Raw genomic sequence first — 25,768 nt, forward strand, 5'->3', positions numbered from 1 at the left:
TCCCATGCCGACGCTGAACAAGGACACCTCCGACTCCCCCGGCTCCGGCGCCCGGCCGGACGTCCTGGTCACCGGGGCCAGTGGCTTCATCGGCGGGCACCTCGTCCGCCGCCTCGCCGAGCGCGGGCACCGGGTGCGCGTGCTCGTCCGCGAGGGCAGCGACCGCTCGGGGTTCGCCGGCTCCGAGGCCGAAACGGCCATCGGCGACCTGGACGACATCGGCAGCCTCCGGCGGGCCGCGGCCGGCGTGCGGCAGGTGTACAACTGCGCCGGGAAGTCGGCGGACTGGGGCGCCTGGGAGGACTTCCGGCGCATCAACGTCACCGGCGCGGCCAACGTCGTGGAGGCCGCCGCCCACGCGGGCACCGTCCGGCGCGTCCTGCACGTGAGCACCACCGACGTCTACGGCTATCCCGTGCGGCCCTGCGACGAGAGCGCCGAGCCGCGGGACACCGGCCTGCCCTACAACCGCAGCAAGCTGCTCGGCGAGCGGGCCGTGCGCGAAGCCGCCGAACGGACCGGGGTGCCGGTGACGGTGGTCCGCCCGGTGTCCGTCTACGGGCCCGGCAGCAAGGACTTCGTCATCGAGATCGCGGACCTGCTGCTGCGCAAGCAGATGGTCTACATCCGCCAGGGCCGCGTCCCGGCCGGCCTGCTGTACGTGGGCAACGCCGTCGACGCCCTGATCGACGCGTGCGCGTCCGAGTCCACGGCGGGCCGCGCGTACAACCTGCGCGACCCCGAACTCACCACGTGGCGCGAGTACATCGAGGCCCTCGCCCGCGGGCTGGGCGCGCCGCCGCCGAAGCTGAGCCTGCCGACGCCCGTGGCCACCGCCGTCGCGACGGTCTCGGAGAAGCTCTACGGCCTCCTCGGCGTCAAGGCCCGGCCGGTCCTCACCCGCCACGCCGTGCACCTCTTCGACCGCGACCAGTCGTACGGGACCGGGCGCGCGCAGGAGGAGTTCGGGTTCAAGAGCCCGGTGGGCTTCGAGGAGGGCATGCGCCGCACCGTGGCCTGGCTGGACTCGCCGGAGGGACGCAAGCATGTCGCCCGCTGAGCCGCTCCTCGCCGCCCCGCCCCGGGAAGCGCTGTGGTTCCCGCGCTTCGGCGCGCCGCCGCCCGCGGCGGGCGCGCCCGGGACCCGGCTGATCTGCTTCCCGTACGCGGGCGGCACGGCCTCCGTCTACCGCGACTGGCGCGAGCGCCTCGGCGGCGCCGTCGCCGACGTCGCCGCCCTGCAACTGCCGGGGCGCGGCCTGCGGATGCGCGAGGAGCCGTACACGTCCGCGGGGCCGCTCGTCGCCGCCGTCGCCGGCGAGCTCGTGCGCCGGGGGCTCACCCGCGACTACGCGTTCTTCGGGCACAGCATGGGCGCCCTGCTGGCCTACGAGGTCGCGTGCGCGCTGCGGCGGCGCGGCGAGCCCGGGCCGCGGCACCTGTTCGTCTCCGGCAGCAGGGCGCCGCACTTGTACGGGGACCGCGCCGAGCACCTGCTGCCGGACGCGGAGCTGCGCGACTTCGCCGCCGGCATCGGCGCGCTCGGCGACGGCGACCGGGCCCTGCTCAACGGCGCCTACCTGGACCGGCGGCTGCCGGTCCTCCGGGCCGACCTGGAGGTCTGCAACGGCTACCGGTGGCGGCCGCGCCGCCCGCTGGACTGCCCGATGACGGCGTTCTCCGCGAGCGACGACCCGGTCGCGGACGCCGCCGAGGTGGAGGCCTGGCGCGCGTACACGTCGAGCTCGTTCCTGCGCCACCACGTGCAGGGCGATCACTTCTTCCTCACCGGCGACGGGCCCGCGCGGCAGCGGCTGCTGCGGGAGCTGCGCGGTGAGCTCGCCCGGCTGCCCCGGGCCGCCGGCACCCGATCCGAGCAAAGGGAACCGTCATGGACGTACTGAGCCTGGTCAAGAGCGTCAGGGAGCGCGTGGGGGAGCCGCTGGGCGACGCCCTGTCCGCGGTGCGGATCGTCGCGAACTGGCGGATGCCGCTGCTGCTCGCGGTGTCGAAGGGATTCGTCACGCCGGTCTACCGGGCGGCCTTCCTCGCCTCGGCCGCGGGCTCCGGCGTCCTCGGCTGCCTCGCCGTGCGCCCCTGTGACCTGGAGTCGCTGGCCGGCAAGCTGGGGGCCGCGCAGGACAAGCAGCGGCTGCGGGCCTGGCTGGAGCTGGGCGTGCGCCTGGGCGAACTGGACCGGCGCGAGGGCTGCTACCGGCTGAAGAGCATCGCCGCCCGGGCCCTCGCGCGGGCCGGTAACGACGCCCTGGCGGCCGCGCTGGAGGAGGTGCTGCGCTTCCACGTGCCCGTGCTGCTGGGCGGCCCGCGGATGGCGGCGACCGGCGAGCGCTTCTCGCTGGGCGACCAGGACGGGCTCGTGATCGCCCGCTCCACGCGGGTGATCGAGCCGATGGTCGAGGCCGCCATCGACCGCGCCCTCGACCGCGAGAACGCGGTGCGGCTGCTGGAGGTCGGCTGCGGCAGCGGCGTCCATGTCCGGCACGCGGCGCGGCTCAACCCGCGCCTGTCGGCCCTCGCGATCGACATGCAGGAGGAGGTCGCCGAGGCCGCGACCAAGAACATGGCCGAGTGGGGCCTCGCCGACCGCGTCGAGACCCGGCAGGGCGACCTGCGCACCCTCGAACTACAGCCGCAGTTCGACCTGGTGACGATGCACAACAACATCTACTACTTCGCCGAGGACGAGCGCGTGGCCGCGCTGGAGAAGGCGCGCTCGGTGCTGGCTCCGGGCGGCAGGATCCTGCTCACCACCGCGTGCCAGGGCGGCAGCATCGGCCTGGACGTCCTCAGCCTCTGGTTCACGTACGCCGACTTCGGCGGCCCGCTGCCGCGCGAGGAGGAGCTCGTCGCGCAGCTGGAGCGCGCCGGGTTCACGGACGTGCAGGCGGCCCGGCTCGTCCCGGGCGAGCAGTTCCGGGCCTTCACGGCCACGAACAGGTAAGCCCCCGTTCCCCGTACGTATCGCACCGCCCCGCTCCACGCACCCCGCGACGGCCCGAGCGCCCAGGAGAGCCCGACATGGCAACGCGTTCCACTGACCCCGTGACCCTCGCGCCGCACTCCGGCGACGTCGTCGTCCTCGGCGGCCCCGCATCGGCCGACCCGGCCGTCCTCGGCGGCAAGGCGGCCCGGCTCGCCGACATGATCGCGGCGGGGCTGCCCGTGCCGCCCGCGTTCTGCCTCACCACCGGCCTCTTCACGCGCTACCTCGCCGACACGGGCCTGGCCGGGAAGATCGAGGGCGCCGAGGGCGGCGCGGTCCGCGAGCTGATCCTCGCGACCCGGCTGCCCGCGCCGCTCGCCGACGAGGTCCTCGCCGCGTACGAGCGGCTCGGCCGGCCGCGGGTGGCCGTACGCTCCTCGGCGCTCAAGGAGGACTCGGCGGCGCGCTCCTTCGCCGGCCAGCACGACACGGTCCTGGACGTGGCGGGCGACGCGGCGCTGCTCGACGCCGTACGGCAGTGCTGGGCGTCGCTGTGGTCCGCGCGGGCCACCGCCTACCGCGACGGCGACGCGGCCGAGGCGATGGCCGTCGTCGTCCAGGAGATGGTCCACTGCGACGTCAGCGGCGTGCTGTTCACCGTCGACCCGGTCAGCGCCCGCCCGCACCGCGTGGTCGTCGAGGCCTGCCGGGGGCTGGGCGAGGGCCTGGTGTCCGGGCGGGTCTCCAGCGACCTGTTCGTCGTCGACGACCGCAGCCTGGAGGTCGCCGAGGAGCGCGTGCGCTACAAGGTGGCCAAGTGGGCGCCGCTGGCTCCCGGGAAGATCGGGATGACGAAGGTCGACGCCGCCGAGCGCAGCGTGCCCTGCCTGGGCCACGCCCAGCTCGCCGAGCTGGCGCGGCTCGGCCTGCGGGTGCGCGAGCACTACGGCAGCGAGCAGGACGTCGAATGGGGCCTGCGGGACGGGGCGTTCCACCTCTTCCAGACCCGCCCGATCACCACCCGGCCGCTCCCCGACGACGCGGCGGCGCGCGGCGGGGCGCTCAGCCCGTACGTGGCGCAGCAGCCGGACGCCGTCCAGCAGGGCACCCTGTGGTCCCGCATGGACATCGGGGAGATCTTCGTCGGGCTGATGACGCCGCTCGGCCTGAGCTTCGCGCGCTACTACCAGGAGAACGTCCACACGGACTGCGCCGCCGCCCTCGGCGTCCGCGACACCGGCGACGCCGACCTGCACATGGGCTACTACCAGGGCCACATCTACCTCAACATCTCCTACAGCGCCTACCTGCTGGGCCAGGCCCTGCCGACGCGCGACCAGCGCCACTTCACCAAGCGGTTCGTCGGCGAGGACGTCGAGGGCGGCGCGCTCGCCGACTACGAGAACCCGTTCGGGAAGTTCCCCGGCGGCATGGAGGACGTGCTGTCGACGGCGCACTGGCTGCGCCACACCGCGGCCGAGGCGCTCCGGATGAAGTCCCGGTCGGGCGCGATGGTGACGTCGCGGCTCTACGAGTTCGACCGCGCCCGGCGGCTGGACCTCACGCGCATGAGCCGCCGCGAGCTGCACGCCGAACTCACCCGCAACCTCGGCTGGTTCCACGACATGCACGTCGGCTACATGCCGTACTACATCAACGCCTTCGGGTTCTACGGGATCCTCACCGAGCTGTGCCGGATGTGGCTCGGCGCGGAGGGCGAGAACCTCCAGAACCGCATCAAGACCGACATGTCCAGCCTGCGGACCGTGGAGTCCGCGAAGGAGATCTGGGCCGTCGCCCAGGCCGCCAAGGACCGGCCCCGCGTCCTGAAGATCATCAATGACGAGCCGCTGGAGAACGTCGCGGCGGCGCTGCGCGCGGACGACGAGGGCGCCGCGTTCTGGGAGCGGCACATGGAGCCGTTCCTGCGCGCCAACGGCACCCGCGGCCACCAGGAGATGGAGCTCACCCACCCGCGGTGGATCGACGACCCCTCGTACATCTTCCAGATGATCCGGCGGTACGCCTCCGACGGCTTCTCCGCCGACGACATCCTCAAGCGCAGCAGCGGCTACCACGACGACTCGCGCGAGATGCTCAAGAAGCTCTCGCTGCCGCAGCGCAAGGTGATCGAGACGGTCATCTCGCTGTACGCGCTGTGCAGTGAGCTGCGCGAGACCACCCGCATGTCGATGATCACCTCGATCTGGCTGGTGCGGAACGTGGTGTACGAGGTGGGCCGGCGGCTGGTGGAGGCGGGTGTCCTGCACTCGCTCGACGAGGTGGCCCACCTGGACTTCGCGGACGTGCGGGCGTATCTGGCCGGCGGGGCCGGTGAGCTGGAGTCCTTCCCGCGCGAGCGGATCGACGAGGCCAGGCGCCTCCACGAATACCGCAAGCGGCTCCCCGAGCCGCCGCTGACCTTCATCGGCGAGCACGACATCACCCAGGCCGTGCGCCCCGCCCCGGGCGGCGCCCGGCTCAGCGGCCTGGGCGCGAGCCCCGGGCGCGTCATCGGCCGCGCCCGCATCGTGGAGGACCTGGTCTGGCAGGCGGACGAGTTCGAGGCCGGCGAGATCCTCGTGACCCGCTACACCGACGCCTCGTGGACGCCGCTGTTCGCCATCGCGGGCGGCGTCGTCACCGACGTCGGCTCGATGCTCTCGCACAGCTCGATCGTCTCCCGCGAGTTCCACGTGCCGTCGGTCGTGAACACCAAGTACGCGACGCAGCGGATCAACACCGGGGACATGGTGATGGTCGACGGGGACACGGGGGTGGTGGAGGTAGTCGAAGGCTGATCACCGTCAGCGCAACCCACCGAGGAGGAACGAAAGATGATCCCCAACCAGTGGTATCCGATACTCCCGGCCGAGGAGGTGCGGAACGACAAGCCCACGGGCGTCCGCCGGATGGGCCAGGAGCTGGTCCTGTGGCGCGACCTCGACGGCAACCTGGTCTGCCAGGGCGCGCGCTGCCCCCACAAGGGCGCGAACCTCGCCGACGGCCGGATGAAGGGCAACTCGGTCGAGTGCCCGTACCACGGCTTCCGCTACGGCCCCGACGGCGGCTGCAAGGCCATACCCTCGCTCGGGTCGGGGGCCCGAATACCCGGCTCGCTCCGGGTGCCCGTGCACCCGGTGCGAGAAGCCCACGGCCTGGTGTGGCTGTGGTGGGGCGAGGAGCGCGCCGGACTGCCGGACATCCAGGCGGCTCCGGAAGTGGCGGACAACCCGAAGGTCCACTCGACCACACACTGGACCCGCCCGGTCCACTACACCCGCTACATCGAAAGCCTGCTCGAGTTCTACCACATCACGTACGTGCACCGTGATCACTGGTTCAACTACATCGACTACCTGTTCCTCTACGGGACCCCGCGCAAGCTGGGCCTCGACGGCAAGGAGCGCTACCTGGCGGCGACGAAGATCGTCAACCACCACTTGGAGACGGACACCGAACGGCAGACGCTCCGCTACTCCTTCGACCACCAGGACGAGGCCGACCCGAAGAACACGACGCACTACGTCATCACGTTCACCTTCCCGTGCCAGGTGCACGTCCAGACCGAGCAGTTCGAGGCGACGTCGTGGCTGGTGCCCGTCGACGACGGGCACACGGAGCACATCCTGCGCTGGTACGAGTACCCGGCGTTCAAACCGCTGCTCCGCTCGGAGAAGCTGCGCCGCATCCTGCCCTGGATGTCCCTGTACATGGAGAAGTGGATCCAGGACGTCCAGGACGTCCGCATCATGGAACGCCAGGAGCCGAAGATCAGCGAGGGCGGCGTCAGCAAGTTCACTCCGGTCGACGAACTCAACGCCAAGTACTTGGCGATGCGGTCGCGCCTGATCCAGGAGGCGGCGGCTGAGAAAGAGGCGAAGGCTGCGGAGACGGCGGCAGATCCGGCGTCGGCCGCCGAGGTAACGGAACCCGCGGGGAAACACCCGGCACCGGCGAACGGCCGGAGGACGCCGAAGGCGCCCGCGAACGGCGAGGGCCTTTCGGCGGTACGGGCGAGCGGGGCGCGCTGAACCAACGTGAGGCCCGGCCTCACGGGTTCCGGTAACGGCACCGGGGAACCGGCCCGCCGGATGGTGCTGGATGGCTGTGAAGCCCGGCCTCACAGACCCCGCTGCCGCGACGAACGGCGCCGGGCGACGCGCACTACCAGGGGGCTCCGACAGTATCGGGGAGCCGGGGGCCCTGACGCGTGGTGAGGCCCGGCCTCACCAATCCCGCCGCAGCGGCGCTCAGCCCCTGCGGCGCAGGCCGGCGGTGCCGAACCCCGCCGAACCCGCCCGGGCGCCGCCCGGAAAGCGAAAACCCCGGCTCGGGAGCCGGGGTTTTCCGCCGTCGGGCGGCCGTCAGCCGTGAGCCCGGACCGGGGCCTCCGCAGCCGTCGCGTCAACCGCGGCCGAAGCCGCCGCTTCGGCCGCGACCGGCTTCGGGATGAGGAAGGACGTCGCCAGGGCGGCAGCCAGGATGACGACACCCGCGATCATCCCGGCGGTGTACCCCGTGGCGGACGCCGCGTCGTCCGCGGGCTGGACCGCGGTCTTCACCGCGTACAGGACGGCGAAGCTGAGGCCGGCGCCCAGGTTGAAGGCGCCCGCGTTGAGGCCGGGGAGGAAGCCCGGGTTCTCGCGCGGGGAGAGGACGATGCCGAGGCCGTTGAGGACGATGTTCGCCACGCCCGCGTAGGTGATGCCGACGAGGAGCGACGCCACCAGCAGCAGGGCCTTCGAGTGGGCGGGGATCGTCAGGATCATCAGGACGACCGACACCGCGGAGCCGACGAGGCCGATGCGCAGGACGCGGCCGTAGCCGTACGTGGCGGCGAGGCGGCCGGCGACGGGGCCCATGGCGAGACCGGCGAGGGCGTACGGCGTCAGCGTCCACCAGGCGGACCCCTCGGCGCCCATGCCGAGACCGGCGTCGGCGTCCTGGGCGAAGGCCGGGATGAGGCCGTTCATGACGGCGAAGACGCCGGTCATGGTGAGGGTGGTGGTGAGCAGGGTGGCCCAGGTCGAGCGCCGGCGCAGGTGGTGCGTGGCGACGAGCGGGTGCGCCGAGCGGCCTTCGGTCCGCCAGAACAGCGCGAACGCGGCGGCGGAGACGACGGCCAGGACGGCGATGAGGCCCCAGTTCGCGGCGCCGAGCTTGCCGGCCTCGTTGAGGGCGACGAGCAGCGAACCCACGGACACCACGAGGAGGCCGACGCCCGGCCAGTCCATGCGGTCCGCGCCGGGGACCTTGGACTCGGGGGTCATGAACGCGGCGAGGGCGGCCGCGAGGACGGCGACGACGGCCATGACCCAGAACACGGACTGGAAGCCGTGCTCGTCGGCGAGGAACCCGCCGGCGAGGGAGTCGACGCCGGCGATGCCGCCGTTGACCGCGGTGATCACGCCGAGCAGGGTGCCGTACCGCTTGGGCTCGGTCACCTCCTGCCGCAGCATGATCAGGCACAGCGGGACGACCGGGCCGGAGAAGCCCTGGACGATCCGCCCGGCGAACAGCATGGGCACGCTCGTCGCGAGCGCCGCGATCACGCAGCCGACGGCCATGAGGGCGAGCATGCCCACCAGGACCTTGCGGCGCCCGATGACGTCACCGAGCCGCGGCAGGAAGAGCGAGAAGAGGGCCGCCGACGTGAAGAACGCGGTCTGCGTGAGCCCGATCTCGGCGGAGCTCGCACCGAGGCTGTCCTCGATGCTCTTCAGCGCGGGGCTGAGCATGCTCGCGTTGAGCTGGAAGGCGATGCAGGCGGTCAGGAGTGCGGTGACCAGCACGCCCACGCGGGCAGGGCGGTGGTCGGTAAGAGAAACGTTCATGCCTCGACGCAGGGGGTGGGGGGCAGGGGTGGGGGTGCTCGACGTCACAGCGGCGACGCTGCGCGCACACAGAAAAACCCCGCTCGACGGGGGAATCCGGAAATGCCCGGAGGAGCGCTTCCGCGCCGCCCGGACACCGGTCCCACAGGCCCATGACCTGGAGGAAAACCCCGTCGAAGGGGTTCGCTGTTCCCTTCATGGTACCCGGGATTTTCCGGTCGCTTCCGGGATCCTTCAGTCACTATCCGTCATGCACCGTTCACACACATTCCGCGCCCGGGGCGTGATCTGCGTGCCGGACCGGGCCGCCGGACCCGTCCGAGGGCGGGCAGCAGGGCAGGCAACCTGGCGGCTGTATTTGACATGTAACTCCGTGTCGGCACGAAATGCGCTGCTCACCGCGGCTGCCGCCGGGCCGGCGCACGTCAGCGGTGCGCCTTGCGGCGCTCCGTCCGCCCACTCCGCACCTCCGAGGTTCCCGTGCTCACCCACCCGCTCGGATTCCCCGACCGGCCACCCGCCTCGACGCCCCGTCAGAACGTTCCGGAATTCCCTGTTCCAGCGGGTGGGCGGGGCAGCTCGTGAGCGCCGGGAGAACGGGGAGGGTTCCTGCGGTGCTCGCGCTGCCCATGCCCGACCAGAAGTCGTCCTTCATCCTCACCGGCATGGCCGTCGTCCTGGTGCTGCTCCTCTGGTGGCTGCTCCGGGCGGTCGCGCGGCAGGGCGGTGTCCGGCGGGCCTGCCGCCGGGCGGCCTGGGAGCTCCGGGTGACCCGGCGGGCCTTCGCCGCGCCGTTCCGGGCCCGCGGTCTGCACCGCCGCCGGGTCCGCACGCTGACGGCGTTCCTCGCCGATCCGGCCGTTCCCGCCCTGGTGGACCACGCGCTCACCGGTGCGGAGCGGGCGGCCGGTGAGGGCTGTCGCACGCCGGCGGCCGCGGTGAGCGCCGACCGGCGGCGGGTCGCGGTCGTCGTGGCCGGGCGCAGTCCCCGCGCGGCGGCGGCGCCCTGGCGGGACGCCCGCGACGAGCCGGGCGACTGGACGTGGTCGGCCGGGGCCGCCGCGGTCGCGGCCGGTGCGGAGGCGCTGCCCGCGCGGCGGACACTGCCGCTCGTCGTCGGCGTCGACCGGCTCTCGGGCGCGACGGTCGTCGCCGACTGGATGTGCGGGCCGCCCGCCGTGAGCCTGGAAGGCGACGTCCGGGTGGCCCGCAGCGTCCTCCAGGCGCTGGCGGCGCAGCTCGACCTGCTCGCCGGAGGGCCCGTGGTGCGGGTCGCCCGCGGGGTGCATCCCCGCTACCCCGGCCGGGAGCTCGACCGGATCCTCGACGAGCTGGAGGCCGACGCCGACGGTGCCGGTGCCGACGGTGCGGGTCTGCCGGTGGTGCTGGTGTGCTGGGCCCCGACGCCCGGCCAGCGGGAGCGGCTCGCCGCGCTCTGCGCATCGGGGCGGGTCCGTGCCCTGGTCGGCGGACGGCTGGCGGGGCACTGCTGGACCCTCCACGCCGAGCCGGGCGGGCGGCTGCTCGCGCCGGGCGCCGGTATCGACGTGGAGTCCGCCGCGCTGAGCAGGGCGGTGGGATCCGCTGTCAAGAGGTTCCGCCGCCGCGGGACCGGCTGGTGGACCGCCCGCGACGGGCAGGTTCCGCCCGCAGGCGACGGGGGCGGCCCAGTCGTACGCGGCCCCGGCCCGGTGGAAGAGGCCGGGCCCGCTGACGTGTCCGCGTCCCGGACTGCCGGCACCGCACCGCCCGCCCAGGAGCCGAACACGGCCCCTCTCCCGGACCCCGGTTCCCCGCTTCCGCCGGCGACGACGACTGAGCCCGCGCACGGCATAGCCGAGGCGACCATCCCCGCGCCCCCGGGCGCCGCCTCCCTGCCCGGGGGAGGTTCCACCGCCCCGGCGGCGGCATCCGCGCCCGCACCCGACACAGCCGGAACGACCGGCCCGGCCACCGCGCCTCTCGCCGGGAACGGTCCCGCCGTCCCCCCGGCCGCGACCACCCCCGCGCCCCCGGCCACCGCTCCCCTGCCCGGGGCTGCTCCCGCGCCCCGGGCGGCGGCTGCGTCCGCGCCCCCGGCCGCCACGGCCTCCGCACCCGCGGCCCCGGTGCCCCCCGCGCCCACGCCGCCGGACCCGGCACCCGGGCCGTACGCGGGCGACTTCGCCGAGCCCGAGACCGCGGCCGGCACCAGCACCGGCACCGCCCCCGCCGAGCAGCCCCCCGCCCCGCCCGGGGCGGTCTGGCTGGAGCCGGAGCCCGAGCCCGGTTCCGGGGCCGGCTCCCGTCCCGCCCCCGGCGTCTCCGCCTCCCGCACGCACCCGGATCGGACCCCCGAACACCCATGAGACTCTTCGTCAGCCTCACCGAGCCCGGCGCCGACCGGGATCTCGTCCTGGACGTCCCCGGCGGAACCACCGTCGAGGCCCTCGCCGAACGGCTCGGCGACGCCGGCGACGCCGCCGTCAGCCACACCGAGCCTCCCGTACTGCACCTCGGCGACCGCCCCCTCCCGCCCGGCGCGACGCTCACCGCCGCCGGGCTCCGCGACGGCGTCCGGCTGGGGCTCGGCGGGCCCGCCGCCCCGGAGCCCGTCTCCTACGGCGCGCCCCGCGGCGCGCTCCCGTCCCCGTCCCGCACTCCGGACGGCGAGCGCCTGCCGCGGGCGGCGGGCGTGGAGCTCCAGCTCGTCGGCGGGCGGGGAGCCGGCCGCGTCTGGGCGCTGCCGCCGGGGACGCACACCGTCGGTCCCCAGCCCGGCAGTTCCGTACGGCTGGAGGGGCGGGACGTGCCGCCCGCCGGGGTGCAGGTGACCGTACGGCCCGACGGCACGGTCCTGCTGCGCACCGGGGAGCAGGAGGCGCACGCCGCGCTCTCGCTGCCCGTTCCGCCACCCGACCGGCCGCGCGCGGACGCGCCTCCGCTGCCCCCGGCTCCGCCGGGTGACCTCCCCGACCCGGACGCCGACCCGGCCGAACCGCTGCCGCCGGGCTGGTGCGCGTGGCCGCTCGGCGGCGAGCTCGTCCTCGGGGAGTTCCTGCTCCGCGTGGCCGAGCCGACCGAGGCGGACGCCGCGCTCGCGGTCTCCGCGGACGGCGCGCACCTGGACTTCAACCGGCCGCCGCGCATCGTCCCGCCGCTCCAGCCGGAGCGCTTCGTCCTGCCGGCTCCGCCCGTCGCGCCCACCCACCGGGCGGTCCCGCTGCTGATGATGCTGTCACCCCTGGTCATGGGCATCGGCATGGTCGTCTTCCTCAAGTCGTACTACTACCTGGTGTTCGCGCTGTTCAGCCCGGTGCTGGCGCTCGCGAACCACTGGAGCGGCAAGCGGACCGGCTGGCGCGACTACGTGGCCGCCGCCGCCAGCTACCGGACGCGCCGGGCCTCGCTGGAGCAGGACGTCCAAGCCAAGGTGGACCGCGAGCGCGCGCTGCGGACCGAGGCGTCCCCGGACCCCGCGACCGCGGGCCTGTGGGCCGTCGGGCCCGGCGCCCGGCTCTGGGAGCGCCAGCGCTCGCACGCCGACCACCTCCACCTGCGCGTCGGCACCGTCCGGCAGCCGTCCCTGCTCACCATCGACGACACCGCGCGCGAGGACAACCACCGCTCCGTCCACTGGGACATCCCCGACATGCCGGTCGGGGTGGACCTGGTGGGCGACGGGGTGCTCGGCATCGCCGGGGAGCGCGAGGCCACCGCGGCCCTGGCCCGCTGGGCCGTGGCCCAGGCGGCGATCCTGCACAGCCCGCGCGACGTCCGGATCACCGTGCTCACCGACGCCGCGGGCGCGGCCGGCTGGGAGTGGGTGCGCTGGCTGCCGCACGCCCGCCCCGGGCAGGGCGGTGTGGCCGCCCCGGCCGCGGGCGGGCCCGCGGTGACCCTCGGCAACGATCCCGAGACCGTCGCCGCCCGGGTCACCGAGCTCGTCTCGGCCGTGCGGTCCCGCAGCCGCGCCCGGGAGTCCGGGCTCGGCGGGGCGCTGATCAGCGAGCCGGACCTGCTCGTCGTCCTCGACGGGGCGCGGCACCTGCGCGACGTCCCCGGCATGATCCAGGTCCTCAAGGAGGGGCCCGCCGTGCGGGTCTTCCTGATCTGCGTCGACCGCGAGGAGCGGATGCTCCCGGAGGAGTGCGTGTCGGTCTGCTCCGTCGGCGCCCGCGAACTCACCCTGCGCCGTACGGGGCGGACCGACGTCACCACCGCCCGGCCGGACCTGGTCGACGCCGCGTGGTGCGAGCGGGTCGCCCGTGCCCTGGCGCCCGTGCGCGACGTGACGCCCGACGGCTCGGACGGCCTGCCCGCCGAGGTCGGGCTGCTGCGGCTGCTCGGCCTCGAACCGCCCCACGGGGACGAGTTCGTCCGCAGGTGGGAGCGGCAGCCCGCGTCTACCGGCATGCTGCTCGGCTCCGGCTACTCCGGGCCCGTCTCGTTCGACCTCGTCAAGGACGGCCCGCACGCCCTGATCGCGGGAACCACGGGCGCGGGCAAGTCCGAGCTGCTCCAGACGCTGGTGGCCACGCTCGCCGCGGCCAACCGGCCGGACGAGATGACCTTCGTGCTGGTCGACTACAAGGGCGGGAGCGCGTTCAAGGACTGCGTGCGGCTGCCGCACACCCTCGGCATGGTGACCGACCTGGACAGCCACCTGGTCGAGCGCGCCCTCACTTCTCTGGGCGCCGAGCTGCTCCGGCGCGAGCACGTCCTCGCGGCGGCAGGCGCCAAGGACCACGCCGAGTACCGGGCCATGCGGCGGCGGAACGCCTCGCTCGCACCGCTGCCCCGGCTGGTCCTGGTCATCGACGAGTTCGCCACGCTCGCCCGGGACGTGCAGGAGTTCATCCCGGGGCTGGTCTCCATCGCCCAGCGCGGCCGCTCCCTCGGCATCCACCTGGTGCTCGCGACGCAGCGGCCCGCCGGAGTGGTCACCGCCGACATCCGGGCCAACACCAACCTGCGCATCTCGCTGCGCGTCACCGACGCCGCGGACAGCCAGGACGTCCTGGAGGTCAACGACGCCGTCGGCATCTCCGCCGGCACGCCGGGCCGGGCGCTGGCCCGGATCGGGCACCGCTCCGTCCTGCCGTTCCAGACCGCGTACGCGGGCACGCCGCGCGAGGGCGGGCCGGCCGCGGAGGCCGGGCCCGTCGCGGTGCGGCCGGAGCAGCCCGTGACCGCCGCCGACATCCGCACGACGGACGTGACGTGGGCCCGGCTGGGGCGTCCGGCGCCCGCGCCGGGGCCGGACCGCGCCGCGGAGGACGACCCCGGTCTCCTGGACGACCCCTCGGCCCCGACCGACCTGACCGCGCTCGTCGAGGCCGTCCAGGAGGCGGCCGCGGCCCTCGGCATCCCGCAGCAGCCGAGCCCGTGGCTGCCGCCGCTGCCGGACCGGCTCACCCTGGACGACCTGCCCGAGCGGCCCGTTCCGGCGGGCTTCCCCGACGGGTACCTCGCCCCGGTCCCGTGGGCGCTGGCCGACCTGCCGGGCGCCCAGTGCCAGGAGCCCCTGGAGCTGGACCTCAACACCTTCGGCCACCTCTACGTCATCGGGACTCCGCGCTCGGGCCGGACCCAGGTGCTGCGCACCCTCGCCGGGGCGCTCGCCCGCCGCCATTCCACGGCGGACGTGCACCTGTACGGCATCGACGCGGGGGGCGGCGCGCTCGCCGCGCTCCACCCGCTGCCGCACTGCGGGGCCGTCGTGCCGCGCGCCGACCTGGAGCGCATCGGCCGGCTGCTGGCCCGGCTCATGGCCGAGACGGCCCGCCGTCAGGAGCTGCTGGCCGCGCACGGCGCCTCCGGGCTCGCCGAACTGCGGTCGCTGCTGCGGCCGGAGGACCGGCCGGCGCACATCGTGGTGTTCGTCGACGGCTGGGACTCGCTGGTGGCCCTGCTCGGCGACCACGACGGCGGCCGTTACGTCCACGAGCTCACCGCCCTCATCCGCGAGGGCGCGCCCCTGGGCATCCACGTGGTCGCCACTTCGGAGCGGGCCCTGCTCACGGGCAAGGCCGCCGCGCTCAACGACGACCGGCTGCTGCTCCGGCTGACCGACCGCACCGAGTACACGCTCGCGGGCGTGGCTGCCAGGCGGATCCCCGAGCTGGTGCCGCCGGGGCGGGGCTGGCGCGGCGGCAGCGGCACCGAGGTCCAGGTGGCCCTGCTGGGCCGTCCCGCGGAGGGCGCCACCGCCCCGGCCGGCGGCCGCGACCAGGCCGAGGCGCTGCGGGAGATCGGTGCGCGGGCGGAGCGGCGCGACCGCGCCGTGCCGGCCGCGCGGCGTCCCGCGAAGGTGCTCAGCCTGCCCGCGAAGATCGCCTTCGCCGACGCGTACGACAAGGTGCCCGAGGCGCGGCGGCGTCCGCTGTGGGGCCTGCTGGGCATCAGCGGCGACGATCTGGCGCCGCTCGGCGTGGACTTCGCGGCGGACGCGCCGTCGTTCCTCATCAGCGGCCCGCCCGGAACGGGGCGCTCCACCACGCTGGCGTCCCTCGCGGTCTCCCTGCTGGCCGGGGGCACGAGGGTGGTCGCCCTCACGCCGCGCGAATCGCCGCTGCGCGGTCTGGCCCGGCACCCGCTGGCCACCGTGCTGACGCAGGCCGATCCGCTCGACGAGGACGTGCGGGCCGCGCTCGACGCGGGCACCGGCCCGGCCGTGGTGCTGGTCGACGACGCGGACCTGCTGTCCTCGATGCCCGCGGCCGACGAGGTGCTGCGCGACATCGCGGCCACCGGTCGCGACCGGGGCATCGGGCTGGCGGCCGCGGGCACTCCGGAGGCGCTGACCTCCGCCGGGTTCGGCTGGCTGGGGCAGGCGCGCAGGCTCCGCAAGGGGCTGCTGCTGGCCCCGCAGTCCCCGAGCGAGGGCGACATGCTCGGCGTGCGGCTCCCGTACGACCTGCTGCGCTCGCGGCCCGTGCCCGGGCGCGGGCTGACGGTGGATCCGGTGACGGGGGATCTGGTCTCCCTCCTCGTGCCGGAGACCGTGTTGCAGGAGGGGTGAGGACGCGCGAGGCGCCCCCGGCCGGCGGGCCGGGGGCGCCTCGCGCTGTGCGGCGGGTGCGGGTCAGCCGTTGGTGCCCTTGGCGATGTCCGCGTCCATCTGCGCCACGGCGGTCTTGATCTTCTGGAACTGGCCGGCGAAGGCGGTGATGCCCTTCATCGCCTCGCTCAGGGAGAGCGTCAGCTTCTCGTACGAGGCCTTCATCGCCGGGCTGCTCTGCTGCATGAACAGGCCGTTGTCCAGCAGGCCCTCGACGGTCGTCTTGGTGGACTGCAACATCGGCACGATGTTCGTGACGGCGTCGTTCATCGTCTTGGCGACCTTGTCGATCTCGGCGTAGTCGATGCTGACGTTGCCCTGGGGCATGGTGTCTCCTTGGTGTGATCCGGGTGAGGGGTGCTGTGTTGCTGCTCCGGCCGGGGCCGGTTCAGGATTCGAGGCGCCAGCCGGTGTCCTTGCCGGCGGTGCTGCTGACCCACTTCTGCGAGCGGCCGTCGGGGGTCTCGACGGTCTTCGTCCCGCTGCCGTCCTTCTTGAGCTCGACGGTCGTGGTCGTCTCGCCGCCCTTGTCGTCCACGGTGGTGTCGATGGTGCCCGTGACGGTCCGTTGCTTGCCGTCCTTGTCGGGCCCGGTGGTCGTGTAGGTGGTGTGGGTGGTCCGCTGCCCGGTCTGCGGGTTGAAGACCGAGGAGGTGTCGCCACTCGTGACGGTCGTCTTGCCGTCCGCGGACGTGGTGGTGCTGTGGAAATTGCTGGTCGTAGTCTTGGCGTTCGGCGCGGTGTCCGCCGTGGTGGAGTGGCCGTTGGTGACCGTGACGTTGCCCTGCACGTCGGTGGAGCGCGACTCGTAGGTGCCGTCGGGGCGGTAGGTCGTCGTCTCCGTGCTGGTCAGGCCGCTCTTGGTGGTGACGGTCGTGGTGACCGTCTGCGGCTTGCCGTCCGGGCCGTAGGTGTACGTCGTGGTGGTGGAGTTGCCGTTGGGGTCGGTGGTGGTCCAGGTGGCCGGCGCCTGCCCCGGGTCCTTGGGGGCGTCCGGGTCGTTCGGGTCCGCCTTCCCCTCGGCCACCAGCTTCTGCCACTCGTCGTAGGCGGCCTTCCGCCCCTTCCACAGGTCCGCGGCGATGGCGGCGCCCTGCCGGTTCGCGTCGGCCGCCAGCTTGAAGTCCCAGGCGGCCCACTCCTTGCCCACCTTCTCGTACAGCTCGCCGAGTTTGTCCAGCTTCTCCTCGGACCGTTTGAAGGCCCCGCTCCACCGGACGTAGTACTGGCGCACCGCCGTCCTGGCCCCCGCCGGGCCGATCTGCTCGGCGGAGGGGTCGGGCGCGTGCGTGCGCGCCTCGGCCACCTGCTCCTTCAGTGAGCGGGCCTTCTTCGCCACGTCGTAGAGCAGCTCGTAGTCCACGGCTACGTCCGGCACGGTCGCCTCCTCGCGGTCGCACGAAACTGTCACACCGACAGATGGCCTTCCTGCACAATCCGTTCACTTGTCACGGGAGGAGACTTCCGTCTCAGTGGTGACTTTCTCCACAGAGTGAACCGAAGGCACTCCGATCCCATCGGACAGGTAGACCGTGTGGGCCGCCCGGGGAGGGCGGCGCGGTGCGCGAGGGGGAGGGCGTCAGACGTGGCCACGCGTCCCGGTGACTGGAACGCCGTGGGGCTGAGCGGGGACCCGGTCCCCGGCGACCCCGCCGTCATCAACGGCCTGGCCGACGCCATGCGCCGGCTCGCCGACACCGCCGGAACGATCCACGACGGCCTCAACGCCCTCCAGGACACCTCCGCCCAGGGGCAGCGCTTCATCGGCAAGACCGCCGAGGCGCTGCGCGGCAAGGTCGACGAGCACCTGAACAAGTTCGCCGGGTCGGTGCGCGAGTCGTTCCTCCTGGCCGAGGCGGCGATGCGGGCCTACGCCACCGCCGTCGCCACCGCGCAGTCGGCTGCCGACCAGGCCCTGAACGCCGCCCAGGGGATGGCCCAGGACGACCCCCTGCGGCAGGGACTCACCGACCGCGTCAACAACGCCCGGAGCGAACTGAACGCCGCCGTCACCCAGCTGAGCCATCAGCTCACGGAGGCGGGCCAGCGGATGCAGATGCCGGTGAGCAACTGCGAGCTGTTCTGGGAAGCCTTCGAGATCCTCACCATCATCGTCTCGATCCTCGCCATCTTCACCGGCGGCCTCCTCGGCATCCTCGCCTGGGCGATGAACGCCGTCAATTTCATCAAGGTCGCCGTCGACTTCAGCCAGGGCAAGGCGACCGGCCTGCAACTCGGGCTCGCCTTCCTCGGCATCCTCTTCCCGTCCACCAAGGGCATCGGCGGCACCCTCAAGGCCCTCGGCAAGGGCATCAAGGCGGGCGGCGCCGGCTTCCTGGACGACGTCGGCCGCCTCGCCCGCCTCACCGGGACGAGCCGCCTGGTGGTCGCGCCCCTGCTCCTCGGCTCCCGGCTCGGCGCCGGGCTGCGCGGGTTCGTGCCCCTGGTGTGGACGGGCATGAAGTCCCTCGGCCGCGCCGGCCTCGACGACTGGGCGAAGGTCACCGGGAACCTCAGCGGCGCCTGGGCCAAGGCCGGCGCCTACGGGATGGTCACCCTGAACAGGCTCGGCCGGTTCGGGGTGGCGGCCCTGCTGCCCCTCAACTTCGCCGAGATCGGCGTCGTCGGCTTCCGGGGCGCGGCGGCCCTGGCCTTCGCCGACCGCGTCCTCGGCATCCCGCAGCACTCGCTCCGTCAGATGATGGCCAGGGCGGGCGACCTGGAGTACCTCATGAAGGGCGTCCACCCGGGGGCGGCCGGAGGGGGACACGGCCCCGGGTTCCCCGGCCGGGCGGGCGCGCACCTCGGAACCGGCCCGTTCGGCGGGCTCCGCCCCGGCCCGGGCCTCGGGTCGGTGTCGACCGACCTGTTCCACCTCTCGCTGACCCGGACCCCGTCCCTCGACTTCACCCAGCTGGGCTTCGCCAAGCTCGGCGACGTGCTGCTGCCCCGCACCGGCGCGGCCGCGCACGCCGGCACGAACGCCGCCCCCGGCCTGCACGCCGTCCAAGGGCTCGTCACCCCGCCCCTGCCCGAGAACTTCACGCTCGGCAGGGGCGGCCTGGCCGTGCCCGCGGCGGCCGCCGACTCCGCCGTCACCCCCCTGACCCACCTCGACGCCTCCCTCGGCCAGATCCGGCTCGACAGCAACCTGCTGCTCCCCGCCGACACCGCCGTCGGCGTCGTCCACGGGGCCCGGCACCCCTCCGGGCTCTCCCTCCTCACCGACGCGCCCGCCACGGGGCACGGCGTGGAGGTGCCGGGCGGACTCGCGAAGGCCGGGGACGCCGTGGCCGACAGCACCGGCCTGGCGCGCGGCGCCCTCGGTCACGCCGAGGACCTGGCCGACCTGAAGTTCCCCGAACTCCTGGCCCTCCAGCAGGGCGAGATCACGCTGCGCGGCATCTCCTCGGACGGCATCGCCTTCCGCATCGGCCGGGACACCGACGTGACGGTCAACGCCCAGACCCTGTCGTCGCTGGCGGCCGGCTCGCACGGCGGCGTGCCGCACACCGGCGGCCTCCCCGGCGCGGCCGGGCTCCCCGACGGCGCCGTGGGAAACGCGGCCTCGCACAGCGCGACGCCGCACGGCGGGGTGCCGGGCGCCTTGCCGGCGCAGTCCGTCCCGCCCGTGACCACGCACGTCGCCTCTCCGCAGCACGGCACGGCGGCCTCCACGGCCCACGGCACCGCTCACCCGCCCGCCGCCACCACGCTCAAGGACACGGCACCGCAGGCCCCGCACACGGTGAAGGTCGCCGACGCGCCGGCGCCCTTGTCCGCGGTGAACAGCCGCGAGCAGGCCCTCGCCCTGCTCAAGGGCGACGACGCCCGCCCCCGCGGCGCGGGGCTGAGCGCGTCGGCCGACAAGCCCGCGGGCGGCGTCTCCTCCCGCGCCGCCCTGGACGCGGCCGGGGTCTCTCCGTCCCGCGTGGACACCCACGCCCTCGACCTGGTGGCCCGGCCCGGCCGCTCCGCCGACACCGCCGGGGCGGCCCACCTCGCGCAGGCCGCGCCGCAGCCCCTTGCTCCTCACCCCGCGCACGCCGGGCCTGCCGGCGAGGGCGTGGTCGCGCCCCGGGGCGGCGGGCCCGGCCGCCCGGATCCCTCGGCCGGGCCGGGAGACCTGCGTCCGCCGTCCCGGTCCGGGCAGACGTCGCCCCTCGGCCCGGCCGCCCCCGTGCCGACGGGCATCGAGGGACACGCCGCGGCCACCGTCAGGAACCAGCTCCGGCTCTCCATCGGGCACGTCATCACGGGCGGTGCCGCGGACCAGGTGACGGCCGAGCTCCGCATGCAGCGCTACGTGGCGTACGAGAACTCCCTCGCCGACCTCCGCACCGCGCAGCGCGACGCGGGCGCCGGAGCCCCGAGGACCCCCGGCGCCGGCCCCTCCGGCGGGCCCTCCCCGGCGCGGACCGCCGCGCAGGAGCGGCTGGACGCCGCCGTCGCCGAGGTCAAGGACGCCCGCAAGGGCCTCCGCGAGCTCGGCATCGACCCGGACGCGACCCTGAAGGAAGTGCGGTCGCTGAACGCCCGCACGGTCCTGGAGCACGGCGGCCTGCCCGGAGGCTCGGAGCGGCCCGACCTCTCCCGGGTCCTCGCCGACGAGGCGAACGAGGCAGACGAGGCGATCGGGGTGAACGGGGCGAACACGGCCGCGGGACCCTCGGCCGGCCACGCTGCCGACGACTTGGCGGACCTGCACCTGGACGACGTGACGGGCCCGCACGGCGGAACGGTCCCCGACGGCACCCCCGGCAACACCGTCCCGGCGCCGCCGTCCCACCCCGTCACCGTGGGCCGCGTCGAGAACCGGTTCGCGGCGGCGGAAGGCGGCAGGACCGCGGAGTTCGCCGGCGATCCGCTGGCGTTCATGGGCAGGCAACCCGTCTACACGGCCTTCGACCTCGGCATGATGACGCGGATGCCCGGTCTGACGAGGGAACTCGCCAACCAGTTCATCACCAGGATGGGCGACCTCGGGCAGCACTGGTTCGTCCTCGTACGGGCCGGCGACCCCGCCGCCCGCGAGGGCACCCTGCTGCTCACCCCCGCGGTGGAACGCTACGTGCAGGCGTTCCGCAACGGCGAGCTGTTCCCCACGCCCGAGGTGCCCCCGAAGACCAGGGAGTTGCTCGAACAACTCGAGGCCCAGCGCGACCTCCCCCACACCATGGCGGAGGACAACTACCTCTCCTCGGGCTTCATCCCGTACAAGTACGGCTCCGCGACGAGCACCGCCGACATCGGGAACGCGGTCATCTCCCGTAACCCCGGCAACCGCGTCGGTGCGGAATTCGTGTTCACGCCGGACATGACGGGCTGCGCCCTCACCATCACCGACGTCACCGACGACGCCTTCCGGGCCTGGCACTACCAGTCCCCCAACGGACTGATGCAGCGCGAGTTCGCCACCCGCTTCCGGGCGGAGAAGTCCCCCACCGAGTGGTTCGGCGACGCGAACTACCTCGGTCCGATGCCGACGGGGTTCCGCAACGGGGCGACGAACGTCCTCTGGCGCCGGGCGGACGGCTCCTGGCACATCCTGAGCCAGGAGTACCGGGCACCGCTCAGCCTGGACCTCGGCGCCTTCACGCTGCCCCGCGAGCCCTTCGTCCAGCCGCTGCGCCTGACTCCGGGCGGCGAACTCGCCTACACGAGGAAGATCTACGACAGCATGCGCGAGGAGGCCGACCTCGCGGTCCAGAGCCAGCTGCTGACGGCGCTCCAGACGCCCGGACTCTCGACCTCCACGCGGAACATGCTCCAGGAGGACGTCCTCGAACCGATCACCCGCACCCTCCTCGGGGAGGACCCGGAACTCGCGCGGATCACGAGTTTCGAGGATCTCGCCACGACGGTGGACACGCTCAAGAACCAGCGCGGGACCACGGCGAACGGCGTCCGGCGCGCCCTCGGCGACATGCCCCTGCCCGAAAACGTGAAGAACAAGATCACCTGGGCCGTCTCGGACTTCGAGAATCCCCGGTGGCTCGCCGCGGTCGACGAGGCCGATGCCCGTATCAAGGCCGGCACGCACGTCACGAGCGAAGCCCGGCCGCCGGGGAGCGCCGCCGAGACCGGTCCCGTCCCCCCGGCCGCCCACCTCGCGGAGCACGACGCGCCCGCGCCGGCCCCGGCCGGCGGCAAGGGCAAGGGGCGGGCCGACGCGCAGGAGCCGCTGCCCCTCCCCTCGCCCGGCGGCCGCCCCGGCGCCCGGGACGCGGCACTCGCCATGCAGGAGCGGTACCAGGTCCGGCAGGACATCATCACGGGCGGCACGACCGGTCAGGAGGCCGAGGCCCGGCTCGCCGCGTGGGACGGGTACGAGATCGCCCGCGGCAACCTGGGCGAGTTGCAGGCGCGCGCCGGTGCCGGCCGAGAGCCCGGCGTCGGCTCCTCCACAGGCCCTTCTACAGGCCCCTCCACAGGCTCTACGAGGAGCGGGCAGCTCCTGCAATCCCGGCTGGACGCGGCCGAAACCGATCTGACCCGTGCGGAGAACCACCTCCTGGAGCTCGGAATCGACCCGCGGACGACGAGCGACCGGATCGACGAGGCCATGGCGAGGATCCGCACCGGAGACGGGACCGCGCTCGGCGGTTCCCGGCGCGGCGAACTCCCGCACGCGCCCGCGCCGCAGACGGAACCCGCGCACCTCGCCGCCGGGCCGGCGAACTCCGGGGCGCCGGCGCACGGGCTCGCCGAAGCCCTGCCCGATGAGGCCGTTCCCGACGGGGCCCTGCCCGATGAGGCCCTGCCCGATGCGCTCGACGGGCTCGACGAACTCGGCGACGCCTTGCCCGGCCTCGGGCACACGCCGGGGCCGGTCACCGGCGCCGTTGCGACGCCCCTCCCCGCCGTGGGGCAGGTCGAGAACCGGTTCGCCGTACTCGAAGGCGTCCGGACCCAGTCCTTCGCCGCGGATCCCGTGAAGTTCCTCGACGAGCACCCCGTGTACACCGACTTCCAGCAGGGCATCCGGGCGCGCATGCCGGAGCTGAGCCCCGCGCAGGTCGACGCCTTCGTGCAGCAGATGGACCACTGGGACCAGCACTGGTTCGTGCTGTACCGGGACGATGCCCTCCCCTTCAGCCACCGCACCGTTCTGCTCACGCCCGCGGTGGAGAAGTACGCCCAGGCGTTCGGCCACACCGGCGGAGTGGCCGCCGAACTCGCCCGGCACCCCGGGCTGCTGAAGCCGATGGCGGACGGCGACTACCTGGCCGCGTCCTTCATCCCTTACAAGGCCGGGCTGGCCAAGAAGGCCGACGACATCGGCAGCGCCGTCATCCGCCGCACTCCCCGCGGAGGAACCGGATCCGAGTTCGTCTTCACGCCGCAGATGAACGGTTGCGCCCTCGCCGTCACCGACGTCACGGAGGACACCTTCCGGGTCTGGCACTACCAGTCCCCCGGCGGAACCACCGCCAACAAGTTCGCGACGAACTTCCGGGTGGGGCGCGCCGGCGCCCTCGACGGCCGCGTCGTGCCGGAGCGTGCGGTCAGGGACTGGATCGGCGACGCGATGTACCTGGCACCGGAGTCGGGCGCCCGCTACCCGGGGGCGACGAACGTGCTCTGGCGCCAGGCGGACGGCTCCTGGCACGTGCTCAGCCAGGAGTACCGGGCGTCCATGAACCTCACTCTCGACAGCTTCACCGTGCACCGGGGGACCAAGGTCTTCCCGCTCCACCTCACCGGCGGGAACGAAGCGGCGTACACGCGGCAGATCTACGGCGGGATGCTGACGGAGGAGGGCCTGAAGACCGAGGGCGAGCTCCTCTCGTCCCTGACGAAGGTCGGTCCCCGCCAGGCGGGCCCCCTCCAGAACGACGTCCTGCGCGTCGTCTTCGAGACCCGGCTGGACGAGGAGGCCCGGCTCGCGGCCGCGGGTGACTTCTCCGCGCTCGCGGAGACCGCGGACAAGATCAAGGGCAAGCGCCGGGCGACGGCCGACTCCCTCCTGGAGACCCTCGGCAGGAGCACGCTGGACGACGGCCTGAAGGACCGGTTCGGCGGCATCATCGACCGCTTCGGGAATCCGCGCTGGCCCGGTGAGCTGGAGCGGGAGGCCCGTGCCCGGCTCGACGCGCCGGCGGCGTCCCGGGCGTGCGACGAGTTCGCGCAGGCGTACGCGGAGCGCGGGCGGGCCGAGTTCGAAGTGAACGAGTGGAAGCAGCGGTTCGCCGGCGGGGCGGGGCCGTCGGCGACGTCGGCGCAGCCCTCGCCGCCCGAGCTCCGGCTCGCGGCCGCCGAGGAACGGCTGCGGCGGGCCGGCGACGAGCTGAGCGCTCTCGGCATCGACCCGAAGGCGGTCCAGGCGGAGATCGAGGAGACCATCACGCGCAGCGGGCGCGAGAGCCGGGGCCTGCCCGGCGGCATGCGGCGGGCCGCACCCGACGAGGCGTCCTCCTCGGACACGGCCGCCTCGGACACGGCGCCCTCGGGGCCGGTCCTTGAGGAGACCGCACCCGGCGGGACCGTGCCGGACGCCGTGCAGACCCCGGCTCCGGCTCCGGCCCCGCCCATGCACGCCGGCGCGCCGCCCGTGGCGCCGCGGCCGGAACTCGCCTTGCAGGAAGGGCTGCTCACGCGCGCCCTGGCCGACACCCCCGAGGCGTTCTTCGCCTCGCACACGGTCTCCGTGAACTTCCGCCAGAACATCGCGGCGCGGATGCCGTGGATGCCGAGCAACGACATCGGCGCGTTCCTGGAGAAGATGGACGCCTGGGAAGGCGACCACTGGTTCGTGGTCTTCCGGCCCGAAGGCCGGTCCGACATGGGCAGCACCGTGATGCTCACGCCGGCCGTCGAGAAGTACATCCAGGTGAACGCGGGGCGGAGCGGTCTGGCCCACTACGCGAGCGACGGCCGCCTTCCCGCGGCGGCGGAGGACAGCGCGTACCTGACGCCCGGACACATCCCGTACCTGAGCGGGAACGTCGACATCGTCGGGATCGGGCACACACGCGTTCCCCTGGTGCCCGACGACCGCCTCGGCTCGAACCTCGTCGTGACCGGCACCATGAACGGTTGCGCCCTGGCCGTCACGAACGTCGACGAGACCGGTTTCACGGTCTGGCACTTCCAGTCCCCCGGCTCCAGCCAGGGCGCCGACATGCGCTTCCGGCTGGACACGAACAGATCGGTGGTCGACTGGTTCGGTGACGCGGAGTACGAGACGCCGGTGAAGCGGGGCCAGTTCGAGGTCACCAACGTCCTGTGGCACGACCGGGCGAACGGCCGGTGGAAGATCATCAGCCAGGAGAGCGACATGCTCCTGGGCCCCCGGGGCGAATGGCTCGGGCTCTCCCGGACGAACGACCTCCGCCGTGAGCTCCGCCTGGAACCCGGAAGCGAGCTGACCTACACGAAGAAGATCTACGAGGGGCTTGCGGCCGGCCACCGGAAGAAGGTCGACCTGGCGCTGTCGAAGATCGACGACGAGAAGGCCTGGAGCAGCAAGGAGCAGTACACGGTCCTGAAGGAACGTCTCCTCACCCCCTTCATGCGGGACATGGACGGGTTCATGGAGCAGCTGCTGACCCGGCAGGACTTCGCCGGGCTCGCCGACCTGGCCGAGTCCCTCACCAGGACGCACACGTGGTCCGAGGCGGAGATCCGGCAGCACGTCGAGAGCTGGTCCAAGACCCTCCGGCCCATGGAGAGCCGCTGGAAGTCGGTCCGGCCGTTCGAAGAGCGCATGGACAAGCTCCACGCGTTCCTGCGCGAGTACTACAACGTCGGCTGGGCGGAGCGCATGGCGGACGAGGCGCGGGGCCGCCTGGCGGCGCTCCAGCCCGGGAACGCCGGGGCGCCCGGGGCTTCTGGGGCTCCCGGGGCCGGAGGTTCCGCCGGAGCCGCCGACGGCGCGGGCGGGCCCGGTGCGGTGTCCCCGGCGGCGGAGGACGGATGATGAGCAGTTCTCTCCACCACCGG

Annotated in this window: 11 protein-coding genes; 8 read left to right on the top strand and 3 right to left on the bottom strand. The window is 73.9% G+C overall.

Annotated elements, in window-relative coordinates:
* Positions 1 to 4: 4 nt before the first annotated feature.
* The 5 genes from D7231_RS28795 to D7231_RS28815 all read left to right on the top strand — a co-directional run bounded on the left by D7231_RS28795 (position 5) and on the right by D7231_RS28815 (position 6,978).
* The gene (locus D7231_RS28795; RefSeq protein ID WP_241999970.1) at positions 5 to 1,060 is read left to right on the top strand and encodes an NAD-dependent epimerase/dehydratase family protein; all 1,056 of its coding nucleotides are present in this window, start codon (positions 5 to 7) and stop codon (positions 1,058 to 1,060) included.
* Positions 1,047 to 1,904 carry a thioesterase II family protein gene (locus tag D7231_RS28800; RefSeq protein WP_120758502.1) on the top strand — a complete coding sequence of 286 codons (858 nt, stop codon included), beginning with the start codon at positions 1,047 to 1,049 and terminating at the stop codon, positions 1,902 to 1,904. Before D7231_RS28795 ends, D7231_RS28800 begins: the two co-directional genes overlap by 14 nt.
* Positions 1,892 to 2,962 carry an SAM-dependent methyltransferase gene (locus D7231_RS28805; RefSeq protein WP_120758504.1) on the top strand — a complete coding sequence of 357 codons (1,071 nt, stop codon included), beginning with the start codon at positions 1,892 to 1,894 and terminating at the stop codon, positions 2,960 to 2,962. The genes D7231_RS28800 and D7231_RS28805 overlap by 13 nt, the downstream gene beginning before the upstream one ends.
* A 77-nt stretch (positions 2,963 to 3,039) precedes the next feature.
* Positions 3,040 to 5,745 carry an undecylprodigiosin ligase RedH gene (redH, locus tag D7231_RS28810; protein WP_120758505.1) on the top strand — a complete coding sequence of 902 codons (2,706 nt, stop codon included), beginning with the start codon at positions 3,040 to 3,042 and terminating at the stop codon, positions 5,743 to 5,745.
* A 36-nt stretch (positions 5,746 to 5,781) separates the two neighbouring features.
* The gene (locus D7231_RS28815) at positions 5,782 to 6,978 is read left to right on the top strand and encodes an aromatic ring-hydroxylating oxygenase subunit alpha (RefSeq protein WP_120758506.1); all 1,197 of its coding nucleotides are present in this window, start codon (positions 5,782 to 5,784) and stop codon (positions 6,976 to 6,978) included.
* Positions 6,979 to 7,311: 333 nt separating this feature from the next.
* Here the strand turns inward: D7231_RS28815 and uriT are convergent, their stop codons facing one another.
* A complete protein-coding gene (gene uriT / locus D7231_RS28820) occupies positions 7,312 to 8,781 on the bottom strand; it encodes a uridine transporter UriT (RefSeq protein WP_120758507.1) in 1,470 nt (489 codons plus the stop codon).
* 614 nt (positions 8,782 to 9,395) lie between these two features.
* On the opposite strand from uriT, the gene D7231_RS28825 reads away from it, so the two are divergent.
* Both D7231_RS28825 and D7231_RS28830 read left to right on the top strand, forming a co-directional pair.
* On the top strand, positions 9,396 to 11,129 hold the full coding sequence (locus D7231_RS28825) for a hypothetical protein (protein WP_120758509.1): 1,734 nt from the start codon (positions 9,396 to 9,398) through the stop codon (positions 11,127 to 11,129).
* Positions 11,126 to 15,784, top strand: coding sequence for an FtsK/SpoIIIE domain-containing protein (locus D7231_RS28830; protein WP_120758511.1), 4,659 nt, complete (start codon positions 11,126 to 11,128; stop codon positions 15,782 to 15,784). The genes D7231_RS28825 and D7231_RS28830 overlap by 4 nt, the downstream gene beginning before the upstream one ends.
* Before the next feature lie 63 nt (positions 15,785 to 15,847).
* Here the strand turns inward: D7231_RS28830 and D7231_RS28835 are convergent, their stop codons facing one another.
* Entirely contained in the window at positions 15,848 to 16,150 is a 303-nt protein-coding gene (locus D7231_RS28835; protein ID WP_120758512.1) for a hypothetical protein, read from the bottom strand.
* 61 nt (positions 16,151 to 16,211) lie between these two features.
* Positions 16,212 to 17,201 (bottom strand): hypothetical protein, encoded by a 990-nt coding sequence (locus tag D7231_RS28840; RefSeq protein ID WP_120758514.1) that lies wholly within the window; start codon positions 17,199 to 17,201, stop codon positions 16,212 to 16,214.
* Positions 17,202 to 17,408: 207 nt separating this feature from the next.
* Between D7231_RS28840 and D7231_RS28845 the strand changes: the two genes are divergently transcribed.
* A complete protein-coding gene (locus D7231_RS28845; protein ID WP_120758516.1) occupies positions 17,409 to 25,745 on the top strand; it encodes a putative T7SS-secreted protein in 8,337 nt (2,778 codons plus the stop codon).
* The last annotated feature ends 23 nt before the right edge of the window (positions 25,746 to 25,768 follow it).

It is taken from the genome of Streptomyces klenkii (genome assembly GCF_003626645.1).
GTDB classification, from domain to species: Bacteria; Actinomycetota; Actinomycetes; order Streptomycetales; family Streptomycetaceae; genus Streptomyces; species Streptomyces klenkii.

What these genes read in the sequence shown, in the direction of transcription:
- D7231_RS28795 (WP_241999970.1), top strand. Translation starts at nt 5, where the DNA reads ATGCCGACGCTGAACAAGGACACCTCCGACTCCCCCGGCTCCGGCGCC.
- D7231_RS28800 (WP_120758502.1), top strand. Translation starts at nt 1,047, where the DNA reads ATGTCGCCCGCTGAGCCGCTCCTCGCCGCCCCGCCCCGGGAAGCGCTG.
- D7231_RS28805 (WP_120758504.1), top strand. Translation starts at nt 1,892, where the DNA reads ATGGACGTACTGAGCCTGGTCAAGAGCGTCAGGGAGCGCGTGGGGGAG.
- redH (WP_120758505.1), top strand. Translation starts at nt 3,040, where the DNA reads ATGGCAACGCGTTCCACTGACCCCGTGACCCTCGCGCCGCACTCCGGC.
- D7231_RS28815 (WP_120758506.1), top strand. Translation starts at nt 5,782, where the DNA reads ATGATCCCCAACCAGTGGTATCCGATACTCCCGGCCGAGGAGGTGCGG.
- uriT (WP_120758507.1), bottom strand. Translation starts at nt 8,781, where the DNA reads ATGAACGTTTCTCTTACCGACCACCGCCCTGCCCGCGTGGGCGTGCTG.
- D7231_RS28830 (WP_120758511.1), top strand. Translation starts at nt 11,126, where the DNA reads ATGAGACTCTTCGTCAGCCTCACCGAGCCCGGCGCCGACCGGGATCTC.
- D7231_RS28835 (WP_120758512.1), bottom strand. Translation starts at nt 16,150, where the DNA reads ATGCCCCAGGGCAACGTCAGCATCGACTACGCCGAGATCGACAAGGTC.